Origin of the sequence: Kineosporia sp. NBRC 101677 (genome assembly GCF_030269265.1) — a bacterium.
GTDB lineage: Bacteria > Actinomycetota > Actinomycetes > Actinomycetales > Kineosporiaceae > Kineosporia > Kineosporia rhizophila.
In genome coordinates, this window is the sequence record NZ_BSTA01000015.1 from 25,257 (window position 1) to 38,536 (window position 13,280).

12 protein-coding genes and 1 pseudogene are annotated in these 13,280 nt (G+C 71.3%); 7 read left to right on the plus strand and 6 right to left on the minus strand.

Annotated elements, in window-relative coordinates:
* Positions 1-24 precede the first annotated feature (24 nt).
* Together QSK18_RS31765 and QSK18_RS31770 are read right to left on the minus strand one after the other, a co-directional pair.
* Positions 25-1,053 (minus strand): sporulation protein, encoded by a 1,029-nt coding sequence (locus QSK18_RS31765; RefSeq protein WP_232815340.1) that lies wholly within the window; start codon positions 1,051-1,053, stop codon positions 25-27.
* Positions 1,054-1,171: 118 nt separating this feature from the next.
* Positions 1,172-3,337 carry an EAL domain-containing protein gene (locus QSK18_RS31770; protein ID WP_285626786.1) on the minus strand — a complete coding sequence of 722 codons (2,166 nt, stop codon included), beginning with the start codon at positions 3,335-3,337 and terminating at the stop codon, positions 1,172-1,174.
* 220 nt (positions 3,338-3,557) lie between these two features.
* Between QSK18_RS31770 and QSK18_RS36120 the strand changes: the two are divergent.
* The 4 genes and pseudogenes from QSK18_RS36120 to QSK18_RS31790 all read left to right on the plus strand — a co-directional run.
* Positions 3,558-3,623, plus strand: a pseudogene (locus QSK18_RS36120) (hypothetical protein); the annotation flags it as partial.
* 145 nt (positions 3,624-3,768) lie between these two features.
* The gene (locus tag QSK18_RS31780) at positions 3,769-4,365 is read left to right on the plus strand and encodes a PAS domain S-box protein (protein ID WP_285626792.1); all 597 of its coding nucleotides are present in this window, start codon (positions 3,769-3,771) and stop codon (positions 4,363-4,365) included.
* Complete coding sequence (locus QSK18_RS31785) at positions 4,302-5,621, plus strand: GGDEF domain-containing protein (protein WP_285626796.1); 1,320 nt, start codon at positions 4,302-4,304, stop codon at positions 5,619-5,621. Before QSK18_RS31780 ends, QSK18_RS31785 begins: the two co-directional genes overlap by 64 nt.
* Positions 5,622-5,716: 95 nt before the next feature.
* Positions 5,717-6,733, plus strand: coding sequence for a hypothetical protein (locus tag QSK18_RS31790; RefSeq protein WP_232813260.1), 1,017 nt, complete (start codon positions 5,717-5,719; stop codon positions 6,731-6,733).
* Between the two features lie 8 nt (positions 6,734-6,741).
* Here the strand turns inward: QSK18_RS31790 and QSK18_RS31795 are convergent, their stop codons facing one another.
* A complete protein-coding gene (locus tag QSK18_RS31795) occupies positions 6,742-7,215 on the minus strand; it encodes a hypothetical protein (protein ID WP_232813261.1) in 474 nt (157 codons plus the stop codon).
* An 84-nt stretch (positions 7,216-7,299) separates the two neighbouring features.
* Entirely contained in the window at positions 7,300-8,142 is an 843-nt protein-coding gene (locus QSK18_RS31800; RefSeq protein WP_232813262.1) for an endonuclease/exonuclease/phosphatase family protein, read from the minus strand.
* A gap of 74 nt (positions 8,143-8,216) precedes the next feature.
* On the opposite strand from QSK18_RS31800, the gene QSK18_RS31805 reads away from it, so the two are divergent.
* Genes QSK18_RS31805 through QSK18_RS31815 form a run of 3 tightly spaced genes read left to right on the plus strand, consistent with a single transcriptional unit; the run spans position 8,217 to position 12,541 of the window.
* Positions 8,217-9,578 (plus strand): glycosyltransferase family 9 protein, encoded by a 1,362-nt coding sequence (locus tag QSK18_RS31805; RefSeq protein WP_285626804.1) that lies wholly within the window; start codon positions 8,217-8,219, stop codon positions 9,576-9,578.
* Complete coding sequence (locus QSK18_RS31810; RefSeq protein WP_285626807.1) at positions 9,575-10,720, plus strand: phosphotransferase family protein; 1,146 nt, start codon at positions 9,575-9,577, stop codon at positions 10,718-10,720. Before QSK18_RS31805 ends, QSK18_RS31810 begins: the two co-directional genes overlap by 4 nt.
* Before the next feature lie 30 nt (positions 10,721-10,750).
* A complete protein-coding gene (locus tag QSK18_RS31815; protein WP_285626810.1) occupies positions 10,751-12,541 on the plus strand; it encodes a CocE/NonD family hydrolase in 1,791 nt (596 codons plus the stop codon).
* 14 nt (positions 12,542-12,555) lie between these two features.
* Here the strand turns inward: QSK18_RS31815 and QSK18_RS31820 are convergent, their stop codons facing one another.
* Together QSK18_RS31820 and QSK18_RS31825 are read right to left on the minus strand one after the other, a co-directional pair.
* Positions 12,556-12,822, minus strand: a complete 267-nt coding sequence (locus QSK18_RS31820) for a type II toxin-antitoxin system RelE family toxin (RefSeq protein ID WP_232813266.1) — start codon at positions 12,820-12,822, stop codon at positions 12,556-12,558.
* The gene (locus QSK18_RS31825; protein ID WP_232813267.1) at positions 12,819-13,169 is read right to left on the minus strand and encodes a type II toxin-antitoxin system Phd/YefM family antitoxin; all 351 of its coding nucleotides are present in this window, start codon (positions 13,167-13,169) and stop codon (positions 12,819-12,821) included. The genes QSK18_RS31820 and QSK18_RS31825 overlap by 4 nt, the downstream gene beginning before the upstream one ends.
* Positions 13,170-13,280 lie beyond the last annotated feature (111 nt).

Genomic DNA, 13,280 nt, shown 5'->3' on the forward strand with positions numbered 1-13,280 from the left:
CTTCAAACGGGGGTTCGGGGAGGATCAGGCCTCCTCGTCGCCGCCCTCGTCGCCTTCGTCACCCTCGAAGACCTCTTCGAGCATCTCGCTCGCGACGTAGCCGGCCGCCAGGCCGCCGACCGCGCCCATGGCCATCCCGGCCATGCCCGAGCCGCCGGAGCGGTGGCCGCCGTGGTGGCCCGAGTGGCCGTAGCCGCCCTGGCCGAAACCACCCTGCTGGAAACCGCCCTGGCCGAAACCACCGCCGAACCCGCCGCCGTGGCCGCCGAACATCGACTGCCGCTGGGTGAGGGCCTGCTGCACCCAGCCCTCCACCACGCGCACCCAGTCAGTGGTGTCGGCGTCGGCGTGGGCCACCGTGTACCGGCCGAAGCTGTCCTGGCCGGAGCGGAAGAGCCCGCCGCGCTTGTCGAACTCCAGGATGACCTGGACGGTCTGCGGGTTGGTGACGAGGGTCAGCTCGACCTCGTTGATGGTGCCGGCGAACTGCTGCGGCGGGAAGAACTCGATCTCCTGGTAGAACGGCAGCGTCTGGTGCACGCCGTAGACCTGGCCGTACTCCAGGTCGGCCGACTTGAACACGAAGCCGAGCTGGGTGAAGGCGTCGAGGATGCGCTGCTGCACCGGCAGCGGGTGCACCTGGATCGGGTCGAGGTCGCCCTTGTCCACGGCGCGGGCGATCGAGACCTCGGTGCGCACGCCCATCACCATGCCGCGCAGCGGCTGGTTGTAGACGGCGGTGATCGGCGTCTCCCAGGGCAGCACGATCTGGAAGGGCAGCGAGGTCTGCTGACCCTCGGCCAGGCGCATCGGGCCGCTCACGGCGACCTTGTGGAACTCGCCCACGGCGCTGTGATCGCTGTCGCCGGACTCGATCTCCATCCGGGTGACCAGGCTGAGCGAGACGTGCTCGATCTCCACGTCGGAGTTGCCCCCGACCAGGTTGACCTGCCCGGTCAGCACCCCACCGGGCTGGGCACCGGGGGCCGACAGCACGGTGTCGACGCTCGGACCACCGATCCCGAGGGCACCCAGCATCTTCTTGAAGACCACGTAATCTCTCCTGCGCTCAGGCGTCGGACACGATGCGGGCGGCTCGCCCGCACGATCACGAACGCTCGACGGGCGGCAATTGTCCCCGCGCAGGCCTCGGGAGTTCTCCCGAGTGCGCTCAGGCCGTGGTCCGGTCGAGGTGCGGCAGGGCACCGGGCTGGCTCAGGTGGTAGCCCTGCCCGTACTGGATGCTGAGCTGACGCAGGCAGGTCAGCTCGCTGGCGTTCTCGATGCCCTCGGCGATCAGTGCGGCCCCGGTCTTCACCCCGAAGGCCTGCAGCGAGGCGGCCAGGGCCTGCTTGGAGGGCTGGCGGTCGATGCCGCGCACCAGGCTGATGTCGAGCTTGATGAAGTCCGGGACCAGGGCGAGGATGTGGTGCATGCTGGCGAAGCCGGCCCCGGCGTCGTCCACCGCCACCCGCAGGCCCTTGCGCCGCAACGCCTTCAGGCTCGAGTTGACCGAGTCGTAGTCCTCGATCGCCTCGTGCTCGGTCATCTCCAGCACCACCCGGTCCAGCGGCAGCTCGTTCATCAGCCGGTTGAACTCGGGGGTGAGCAGAGTGCTGGGCGAGGTGTTCAGCGACAGGAAGCCGGCCATGTCGGCCAGCCCGGCGGCGGCCGCCTGCAGCGCCTTCAGCTCCAGCTGCGGGCCCACCCCGTAGGTCGCGGCCATGGTGAACCACTCGCCCGGGGTCGGGCCGCCGCCGGGGAACCGGCTGAGCGCCTCGTAGCCGACCGGGCTCAGGTCCTCCAGGTCGTGGATGGCCTGGTAGACCGCCGAGGGCCCGCCCTGGGCCAGCAGCCGGTCGAGGTCACGCAGGAACCGGTGCCGCCGGTCGTCGCGGGTGTCCTCCGACTCCACCAGCCGCATCACCACGTCGCCCACACCGCGCAGCACCTGGGCGTCGCGTTCGCCCAGCTCCGGGCTCTCGGTGGTGGAGAAGGCGCACAGCGTGCCGTAGAGGCCGCCGTCGCTGTTGTGCAGGGGGACACCCAGGTACGAGCCGATGTTCAGGCGGTCGGTCACCGGCAGGTCGCGCAGCAGCGGGTTCTGCCGGGTGCTGCGGGTGACGGCCGGCAGGGAGCCGTCGGCGATCATCCGGCAGTAGCTGCCCTGCGCCGGCTCGACGAAACCCTCCCGGATCGGCAGGTCGATCGAGGTGACCAGGTTGCGGAACTGCCGGTTGTCGCCCTCGAAGCGGTTCACGAACACCACGTCCATGCGCAGCTGCTCCTTCAGCAGCTCCAGCACCGCATCGACGTTCTGCAGCGGGTGCGGCAGGGACTTCTGGGTCTTCGGGCCGGCCCCCGAGCGCTGGACGGGGATCGGGCCGCCCTTCTCCTTGGCCCGCTTCTTGTCCACGTACATCTCGGCGTCGGCCTTGCGCCAGGCGTCCAGCAGTCCTTCGCTGGCACTGCGCTGGGCCATCCCGACCGAGACGCTGACCCCCACCTCGGCCAGCCGGTCGATCACGTCGGCGACCACGCGCCGGGCCTGCGCCAGCGGAGTCTGCGGCAGCAGGACGCCGAACTCGTCGCCGCCCAGCCGGGCCACGGTGTCGGAGCTGCGCAGCCGGGCCGACAGCTCGGCGGCGGCCCGGACCAGGAGCTGGTCGCCGGCCTCGTGCCCCTCGGTGTCGTTGATCTGCTTCAGCCCGTTCAGGTCGAAGATGACGATCGTGGCGGTGGTGCCGAACCGGGCGGCCCGGTGCTCCTCCCGCGACAGCGCCACGTCCCAGGCCCGCCGGTTGCCGATCGAGGTCAGCACGTCCTGGTGGGCGGCCTGCTCGCTGCGCTCGGCGCGCCGCACCTCCTCGGCCAGCTGCAGCTCGTGGGCCAGCAGCACGCCGAGGATCTGGGCCTGCCGGTGCACCACGCCGACCACGTCGGGCAGTTCCGGGTGCCGGGTGCTGCCCAGCCCGCACAGCGTGCCCAGCATCAGGCCGTCCGGCGCCGACACCGGCACCGTGACGCACGAGCGGGCCTGTAGACCGGTACGCCGCACGAGTTCGCTGATGGTCGCGACCTCGGACACGTCGGGGGCGCACATCGGGGCCAACCCGTCGATCACCAGTGCGCAGACGCTGTCGGCCCAGGGGAGCACCTGCCCCGCCGCCAGGCCCAGCCGGGCGTCCACCGCGGCCAGGACGACCTGATCGGTCCCGTCCCGCCGGGACACGTGCCAGGTCTCCAGTCCCACCCGGTCGCGCAGGTCCTCGAGGATGAGCGTGGCGGCACTCTCGAAGCCGGTGGGATCGGCCGAGGTGGTCAATGAGAGAGTCACAGCCGGCTGCTCCTGGTCCGTCACGCACCGCGCCCGAGGCGGGCTCCACGGATCCTTCTTCTCGGCCGCCGGGGCGCCCGGCTTGACCGTCGCAGCAGTCAAGTCCGCCCGGCCCCGGGGCGATGACCCAGGCATGGAGCAATCACGTGGGCCGGGCGGTGAGCTGACCGCGGATCTGCGCAGCCAGGTCTTCGACGCGTTCCCGGACGCGGTGGTCCTGATGGACACCTCCGGCCGGGTGGTGGACTGCAACCGCGCTGCGGAGACGATGTTCGGCCGGTCCCGGGCCGAGCTCGCCGGGGTCCTGAGCCACCAGTTCGGTCTCCCGGACGAGGCCGACCTGCGCACGATCGAGCGGGACGGCGCCTGGTCCGGTGAGGTGCCCCTGCCCTCGGTCCCCGACGGGGTCGCCGTGGCCCTGGTGATCCGCGTTGCGCGACGCGACCGGCCAGGTCGCCGGCTACGCCCGGATCAACCGGGACGTCACCGCCGAACGGGCCACCGCCGCCCGCCTGGAGCGGGCCGAGAAGCTGTGGCGCACCATGCTCGAGGTGGCGCCGACCGGCCTGGCCCTGGTCAGCCTGGAAGGGCGCTTCCAGCGGGTCAACCGGGCCCTGTGCCGGATCCTCGGGTACTCGGCGGACCATCTGCTGGGAATGACCTTCCAGGAGGTCACCCACCCCGACGACCTGGCCGGTGACCTGGGCCTGGTGCACCGGCTCCTGGGCGGCGAGATCGACCAGTACAGCCTGGAGAAGCGCTATGTCCACGCCCACGGCTACCCGGTCTGGGTGCAGTTGTCGGTGACCGTGATGCGCGACGGTGACACCGGCCGGCCCGAGCAGTTCGTCGCCGCCGTCGAGAACGTCACCGCCCGGCGCCAGGCCGGGCAGCGGCTCAGCGCGATCATCGCCGGGGCCAGCGACGCGGTGGTCGGTATCGCCCCGGCCGGTTACGTGACCGAGTGGACGCCGCGGCCGAGAGGATGTTCGGCTACAGCCGGGCCGAGGCCTACGGGCGCGAGCTGAGCAGCCTGATCGTCCCGCCCGAGCAGCGCCCGGCGCACCTGGAGGGGCTGCGGCGGGTGCGCGAGGGCGAACCGCCCCGGATCCTGGGCCGGCCGATCGAGCTCGACGCCCTGGCCAAGGACGGCCGGCTGATCCCGGTCGAGCTGACCATCTGGCGCGCCGACGGGCAGTACGGCACCGGGGTGGAGGCCGGCGGAGGCGAGTTCTACGCCTTCATCCGGGACACCACCGAACGCGCTCGCGCCGCCCGTCAGGCGGCCGCGATCGCCGCGGCCCAGCTGGCCATCGCCGACGTGGAGCTTTCGCCGCAGAAGGTGATGCAGGAGATCTGTGCCCGCGCCCAGGCCCTGACCGGCGCCGAGGCGGCCTGTGTCCAGACCGTCGACGGCGACGACCTGGTGTACCGGGTCGGCAGCGGGGCCGCCCGGGAGCACGAGGGGCTGCGCCTGCCGATCGCCCTGAGCCTGTCCGGCCTGGCCTTCACCACCAGCCAGGCGCTGCTGAGCACCGACACCCACACCGATCCCCGGGCGCACGCCGACACGGTGCTGCGCACCGGCGCCCGCTCGGTGGTGGCGGTCCCGCTGCAGCGCGGGGGTGAGGTGCACGGGGTGGTGAACGTGTACAGCCGCCGTCCGCACGCCTTCGGCGAGTCCGACTGCGTCACCCTCAACCTGCTGGCCGCCCCGTTCGGGGCGGCCCTGGCCAACGCCTGGCACCTGGAGACGACCACCAGCCAGGCCGCCACCGACGTGGTCACCGGTCTGTGGAACCGCGCGTACGCCCTGCGGCAGGTCGATGCCGCCCTGCTGCGCCACGGTCACCGCGCCGAGGGCTACGTGGCCGCCGTGTTCATCGACCTCGACCGCTTCAAACCGGTCAACGACACCCACGGCCACGACGCCGGTGACCAGGTCCTGCGCGATGTGGGCGAGCGCCTGCGGCTGGCGGTGCGCCGCACCGACCTGTGCGCCCGCTACGGCGGGGACGAGTTCCTGGTGCTCTGCCCGAGCCTGCCCGAGGTGAACGACGTGCGTGCCCTGGCCGAGCGTCTGATCGAGCTGGTGGCCGGTGTCTACCAGCTGGACAACGGGGCGGACGTGACGATCGGAGCCAGCCTGGGCATCGCCGTGGCCGGCGTGCACACCACCTCGGCCACCCTGCTGCAGGCCGCCGACGAGGCCATGTACGAGGCCAAGCGCACAGGCGGGAACGCCCACGTGATCCGGGTCCTGGACGCGGCCGGCCCGGTTTGAGGACGTCGGTGGGCACCTTCGCCGGGACGCGCACGTTGGTTCGGAGGGACGTGCAGAGAGAGACTGTCCGAGAGAACTGTGGAGAGGGAGGACCGATGCCGGTGCGAGGGACGAGGCTCGCCGGGCGTCTCCTGGAGGGCGCGGTCGACCACCTGCACGAGCGGGCCCCCGACGTGTCCGAGCGGGTCTACCGCACCGTGGCCGGGCCCCTGCTGCTGGCCGATCCGGACGCCGCCGCCCGGGCGGCCGAGAACCGGCTGGACGGTACCCGCCAGAGGGTCACCGAGATGGCGGCCAAGGGCTCGCTGCCCGCCGCCGGGGTGCGGCGGGTGCGGCGCGACCTGGCCCGCACCCGGGCCGACGTCGAGTGCATCGCGCCCCGGCTGCCGGTCGTGCAGGCCCGGCACCTGACCCAGCGCTCAGGCGCCTACACCGACGTGCTGCAGAAGCTCTCGGACCGCTCGCAGCGCTCCGACCCCGCCTGGAACGTCTTCGTCCTGGTCGGGGCCCTGAGCGCCTGGATCGGCCTGCTCCTGTGGCTGACCAGCCCGGTGGTCGCCGGCCTGGTCGGCCTGGCCGGAGGGCTGAGCACGGCCGTGGTGCTCACCGGCGCCCACGCCCGCAAGGTGGGCCGGGAGCGGATCGGCGCGATCGCCCAGGCCCTGGCCCAGGCCGACGCCGGGGTGGCCCCGCTGCCGGTCGCCCGGCTCGACCGCGACCACCGGGCGCTGTCCGCGCGGGCCCGCACCTCCGGGCGGCTCGACGCGCGAGGGCTGGCCGCCCTCGGGTCGATCGACGCGCACCTGGACGATCTGCTGGTGCGGCTGATGGAGGGCGAACTGCAGGGCGAGGGCCTGCACCTGGTGCAGGCCACCGTCGAGCGCTACCTGCCGGACACCCTCGAGCCGTTCCTGGCCCTGCCCGACGGGCAGACCCTGGTGCGGGAGCGCCCGGCCGCCCAGGAGGTGGCCGACCAGCTCCAGACGATCGAGGCCGGGCTGGCCGAGCTCGTGCGGCGCCCGAAACGCAACACCCACGAGCAGCAGCTGCTGCTGCAGGGCGAGTTCCTGCGCTCGAAGTTCGGTTCCGAGCAGGGTCAGCAGCAGGAGTAGCCGGCAGGTCAGATCTTGAGGGCGTGCAGTTCGGCCACGGCCCGGGCCACCTCACCGCTGTGGTCGCCGCAGATCCGGATCTCGACCAGACCGCTGGCCGAGCCCGGCTCGGGCACCATCAGCAGCAGTTCCTCCCGGGCCCGCACCGGGTCGTGCTGCATCCGGTCCTCCAGGCCGCCGATCGGGCCGGTCAGGTGGGCGGCCGAGGCCACGATCACCCGGTGTCGGGGGAAGACCCGCAGCAGCCGGGAGGTGTCGTGCACGTCGGGCTGCACCACCAGGCGGTGCGGGAACGAGATGATCGCCAGGTCGTGTCGTTCCGGGCAGGCGTAGACCGCCGCGTGGTCGGCCCCGCGGCCGGTGCCCTGGCTGGTCCCGACCAGCAGGCACTGCCAGTTCTCGGCCCCGGTGAGCTGCTGCAGGGCCTGCAGGGAGTCCCGCAGGATCAGGTCCAGGCTCTTACGGGCGGATTCGTTCGGCATCAGTGGTCCTCGGGGCGGCAGCGGGCATCTGCTGCCTATGTCGGCCGGAGGCCCGCGGACATGTAGACATCGGCCCGGCGTGATTCAGGCCTGGGCGAGCCGCAGGTCGTTCTCCACCGCGGGATCGAGGAGATTCAGGGTGGCGATCAGGGCCGGCCGGGTGGAGAGCCGCTCCGCGCAGACCGTCTCGTCGTAGTGGCAGCCCTCGGCCGCCCCGGGCCGGAACCCGCTCATCCAGATCTGCCCGGCCCGGTGTTCGCGCGGCTGGTCGACGCCGAACCAGCGTGGAGCCGGATCAACCTGCCGGGGATGCACGGCCCGGTAGACGTCGGTCAGGCCCATCCGGCCCCACGACCAGTAGAAGTCGCACTCCCACGGGGCCAGTTCGGCGCAGCGGGGATCCTCGCCGGGCTCGACCAGGAACAGGTCACCGGCCACGATCAGCGGTCGCTCACCGGCGGCGGCCAGCACCCGGGGCAGCCAGACGCGGCCGGCGTGCCGGAAGTCGCGCTTGTCGCGCAGGCGCCGGGAACGCCCGCCCCGCCCCGGCACGTGCACCCCGGCCAGGACCAGATCGGTTTCGGCCGAGGACGATTCGAGGCGGGTGGCGAGGCAGCGGTGCGGTTGCTCGCGGGGCGGGGGGACGTCGAGCCGGGACGGACGGTGGTGACGGGCCGCCACCACCACGTGCTCGTCACGGTCGGACGCCGACGCGGCCGAGAGGGGGGAGGCCAGGACGTGCAGGCCCTCCTCGGTCAGGGCCTGGAGCAGTTCCCCGTCGGGTGCGTCCACCCCGGTGAGCACCATCAGGTCGTACGGCGACGCGGCCAGCCACTCGGCCTGCCGCCGGGCGTGCTTCTGCCGGGCTCCCTCGACGTTCCAGGTGAGCAGGCGCACCGGAGCCCCGGATGCGGATGTGTCGGCCAATCTCGTCCCCCTTCGCAGCAGCGACCCACGAGCGAATTGGCATTTCCCCAAACACTAGCGCTATAACCGTGGCCATGCCGGAAAATCCTGAATCGCTCAGCGTGGCGGCCCTGACCGCCGGGGTGCCAGGCCCCCGGGTGCTGTGGCTGCACGACACCGACCGCTGGTACCTGGGCGACTTCCTGCGCCACGCGGCCTGGCTGGGCTGGCTCGGCGCCCACCTTCCCGGCGCCTCGATCGACCTGGCCAGTCATCCGGCCTACCTGCCGCTCTACCGGGACGACCGGTTCGACGCCCACCTCGATGTGGGTGACCTCGACCCGGCCGCGCTGCAGGGGTACGACCTGGTGGTGGTGCCGTCGTCGTTCCCGCCGGCCGACCGGCCCGATCCCGGGGTGCGGCGGCTGCTGCACACCTGGGACGCGGGATGGGCCCTCCACGCCCGGGGCCGCCGCATCGCGGGCGGGACCAAGAATGTCCTCAACTACTTCCGGGCCGCCCACCCCCACGCGCTCGTCGCGCCGGAGAAGGGCGGCGAGTGGGACTGCGAAGGAACCCCTTTCCGGTTCACCCGCCAGGAGCGTCTGCGGGCCGCCGCGGTGCTGTCCGAGCTGGTGCCCGGCGACCGGCCGGTCCTGATCTACAACCCCAGTGCCTCCAACCCCTTCACCCGGCAGACCGACGTCCTCAAGGAGGTCGAGAACTGCCTCGGGCCGCGCCAGCACGCCGCCGTGCTGCGCCAGATCGTCCAGGCGCTACCTGGTCACGACGTCCTGGTGGCGGCGCCGGTCAAGCCGGGCGACCAGGCCAACGCCGAGAACCTGCTGGCGGTGGCCGCGGCCACGCCGGGGGTGCACTGCCTCCTCGACCTGCCGCAGCTGCCCGAGGGCGGCCGGTGGCAGGAGTCCGACCCCACCACCCTGCGCGGGTTCGCGGCCCTGATGGCCGGATCCCGGATCTGCGGAAGCGTAGGGGTCGGAACCGGTTCCAACACCCATCTGGCCGCCCTGACCGGCACCTGGAGCCTGTCGTTCGAGCGGGCCGCCGACGAGGCGATCCTGGACAACTGGTCGCGACCGGAGACCTTCCAGATGGGCTCGTTCCGCTGGCGCAACCCCTCACCGCTGACCGCGATCCACCTGATGCGCTGGGACCGGCTGGGCGACGCCGAGTTCGCCCGGGCCGCGCAGGCCGCCCTCACCCACCACCAGGCCTGGCACCTGTCCCGGGACCAGGCCTTCTCGGCGCTCGACCTGACCCCCTCGGCCTGGCTCTACCACACCGACTTCCGCGACGAGATGGCCTACCTGCAGCACCTTTCGGCCAGCCGCGGGGCCGACGGTGAACACCTGGTGCGCCAGCTGTACCGCGACTCCAACCTGCACAAGCTGGCCCGCCGCACCCAGGTGCTCACCGGCCGGGCCGGTGTGGCGTGAGTGCGGAGGTGGTGCGGCGCAGCCTGGCCGAACTGGGGCTGCGGCCGCGCCGCACCGGAAAGTTCTTGCCGGCCGGGCCGGGGCACCGTCGTCGCACTCTCCACCACGCGCCGGTGACCGATGCGAGCAACGAGCCCGCCGACGTCGTCCTCAAATACGTGCTGTCCCCGACCCCGGCCGAGGAGCAGAACCTGGCCTGGGAGCACCAGGCCACCGTGGCCATGCACGCCATCGCGGTCGAGTACTACGAAAGTGGGCGCATTCCGTACATTCCCGTTCCCGAACCACTGGCCGCGCAGCCGCTGTGTCTGGAGATGGACAACGGCAGCAGCGCAACGGTCGCGGTGCGCAGGTTCGTCCACGCCGGGCCCCAGCCCTTCACCGCGCGCTCGCTGGGCCGGCTCATCGCCGTCCTGCATCAGCTCGGAACCGACGAAAAAGCGCTTGGGATGCTCACTCTGCGTCCGGCCAATGTTCTGGGCGGAATCGAGGCGGGGTGGTTCGCCCGAACTCTCTCCGCGCCGGGCCATCCGTTCCGCGACCGGCCCGACGTGGTGAGAAAGCTCCTGCGAGAGTTGCCCAACCGGATGAATCGCGCGCTCGAGGCCGACCCCCGCCCACTGCTGATTCATCGTGATCTGCACCCACTGAACTGTGTGGCCGGAACCGGGGGAGTGCTCGCCCTGGACTGGGCCGAGGCCGGATGGGGCACTCGCAGCGACGACTTCGCCTGGCTGCACCTGGCCGTGACCCGCTACGGCGCACCGCCGCGGGTGCTGAACCAGGCTCTGGCCGGCTACCAGGAGATCGATCCCGGTGCCGTGCCCGGCCTCGACCAGGTACGGGCGGCGGGAGAGGTCAAAGAGCTGGTCTGTCTGGCCTTCTCGCTGGCGAATGCCGGTCTCGGCCCGGACCACCGGGCCCAGGCCGAGCGCGAACTGGCCGTTCTCGAGGATCCCGGGGCCGAGCCCCCGGGCTGGCAGGCGCTGTTCAATCCGGCGATCTTCGCCCACCCGTTGTTCCAGCCGGTCCGGCTGCCCTCGGTGATCTCCCTGCGCGAGCCGTCCGCAACCCCGGCCGAGCAAAGCCGGAACGAACATATTGCCCAAAACGGACCCGGTGAGGTTATGGTGCACCCGTGACACCCTGACGGTCATGGCTCGGGAGGTTCGATGGACATCCGCAGAGGCGCAGCCACCGTGGTCGCGGCGACGCTGCTCAGCGTCGCGACCCTGACCGGCGCCCAGCCGGCCCGGGCGGCCGAGACTCCCGAGGGCGTCACGCACGCCGAGAACCCGCGGGTGCCGGAGGGCGCGGTGTGGACGGAGGAGTACTTCCCGTCCGCCGACCGCAGCGGCGTCGAGCTGCACGCCGACGTGCTGCGACCCGCGCATCTGCCCGCCCACGCCAGAACGCCGGTGATCCTGGCGGTCGGGCCCTACTTCAGCCATGCCGGTCAGTCCGGCCCCGAGAACTGGGCCCAGACCGGCCCGTCCAACCGTTTCGAGGACTTCACCACCGGCACCGGTCTTTTCGCCCGGGGCTACACCTACGTCATGGTCGACCTGCGCGGTTTCGGTGGCAGCACCGGCTGCCTGGACTGGATGGGCAAGGGCGAGCAGGCCGATGTGAAGGCCGCGGTGCGGTGGGCGGCCGGGCAGCCCTGGTCCACCGGCAAGGTGGGTATGTACGGCAAGTCGTACGACGCGGTGACCGGTCTGGCCGGCAACAACCTGCGACTGCCCGCGCTGAGGGCGGTGGTGGCCCAGGAGCCGTTGTGGAACATGTACCCCTACCTGTTCAGCAACGGGGTGCCCCGGCCCAACGTCACCGGCACCCCCAACGCCTACAACGGAATCGCCACGATGGCGCCGCTTCCCGACGACAGTGCGCGCTACCAGGCCAACGCGGCCTACGAGAAGAGCCACCCCGAGTGCCTGTCCGACAACATCACCAACAACAACGAGCCCGATCCGGACTCGAAGTACTGGCGTGAGCGCAATCTCGCGGTCCAGGCCGCGGGCTCGAGCACCCCGCTGTTCGTCACCCAGGGGTTCATCGAGAACAACACCAAACCCGAGCAGATGGAGCAGTACCTGGACAACCACCGCGGCGTCGAGCGAGGCTGGCTGGGGCAGTGGGAACATGTGCGGGGCAACGAGACGAACCAGCAGGGCCAACTGCTGATGGGCCGGGCCGGCTTCTTCGACGAGGTCATGCGCTTCTACGACCAGTACCTCAGGGGCGACCGGCCGCAGGTGAAAGACCCGGCCTACGCCGTCGAGGACAACACCGGCGCCTGGCGTGCACAGGCCACCTGGCCCACGCCCACGGCCACGGTGAAGGCAGACCTGGCCAACGGCGAGTACCTCGACGACGGTGCCAACACCAACCCGGCCGCCCGCTCCGCCCCTGCTCCTGAGCAGTGGGACATGGAACACGCCGCCGATCCGGCCCCCACCACCGACGAGGGCGCAAAGTTGAAGACCGAGGCGGTGAATCGCTTCTTCACCTGGTCGAAGCCGGTTCCGGCCCGGGTGCGGGTCACCGCCACCCCGCAGATCACCCTGCGCGCCGGCGCCACCGGCAACGTGCTGGTGCAGCTGTGGGACGTGGCTCCCGACGGCACCGCGGTGATGTTCGACGAGAACGTGGCCCTGATCGAGAAGGCCGGCAAGGTCTCGTTCGACCTGAAGTCCACCGACTGGACCCTCGAGGCCGGCCACCAGCTCGGCGTCCAGATCGGCACGATCGGCAGCGGCAACTGGCGAGACACCCCGAGCGGCAACACGATTCAGGTGTCCAAGGCCCGCCTGACCCTGGCCCTGCAGAACCCCGCGGCCGACCGGCCCACCCAGGGCGACCGCTCACCGTTCCTCGACACCTACCTCAAGCAGTACACCCGCAAGCTCACCGGCGTCGGCCCGGGCACTTTCTCGCTGGGCCTGCGCGGTCGGGGCTGAGCCTGAAAGTGCTGTCAGCTCGAGCGGTAGGCGTCGCGACGGTGCCGAATGCGCACCACCTGAACCTCGACGACCGCTTCGGCGATCCGGTAGATGACGCGGAAAGAGCCTCGGCGAGCCGAGCGCAGGCCGTGTAGGTCGTTGACCAGCGGTTTGCCGACGCGTTGGGGATTCTGGGTCAGAGGGCCTTCGATGAACTCGAGAACCGCGGGCAGGACCTTGTCCGGAAGCTTGGCCAGGTCCCGCTGAGCCGACGCGGCCAGGATGACCCGATAGGTCACAGGCCGAGCTCTCTGCGCACCTCGGCGATGGTACGGGTGTCGCCGGCCTCGATGTCGGCAAGCCCTTCCCGGATGGCGGCCACCTCGTCGGGGTCGCTCAAGATCTCGAGAGTCTCTTCCAGGGCTTCCAGGTCGTCGATCGACATCAGAACAGCGTCCACCTCGCCGTTGCGGGTGATCCGGTACCGGGCGTGGGTCGCCTTGACGTTGTCCAGGAGTTCGCGGAAGTTGGCGCGAGCCTGCGCCATGGACACCTGGACATCGTCGATCTCGCCGGCCATGTACATGAGCATGTACATCTCCTTCTCGGTGGTCAAGGCCCGTTCGGGGGAGGTGGTCCAGGCCAAGACTACAACGGAAAAGCCGATGCGGATCCGGATAATCGGATGAAGAGCAAGAATGCCGACCAAACGAAAGGACGTCGGTGGGCACCCAAGGTGCTCACCGACGTCCTCAGT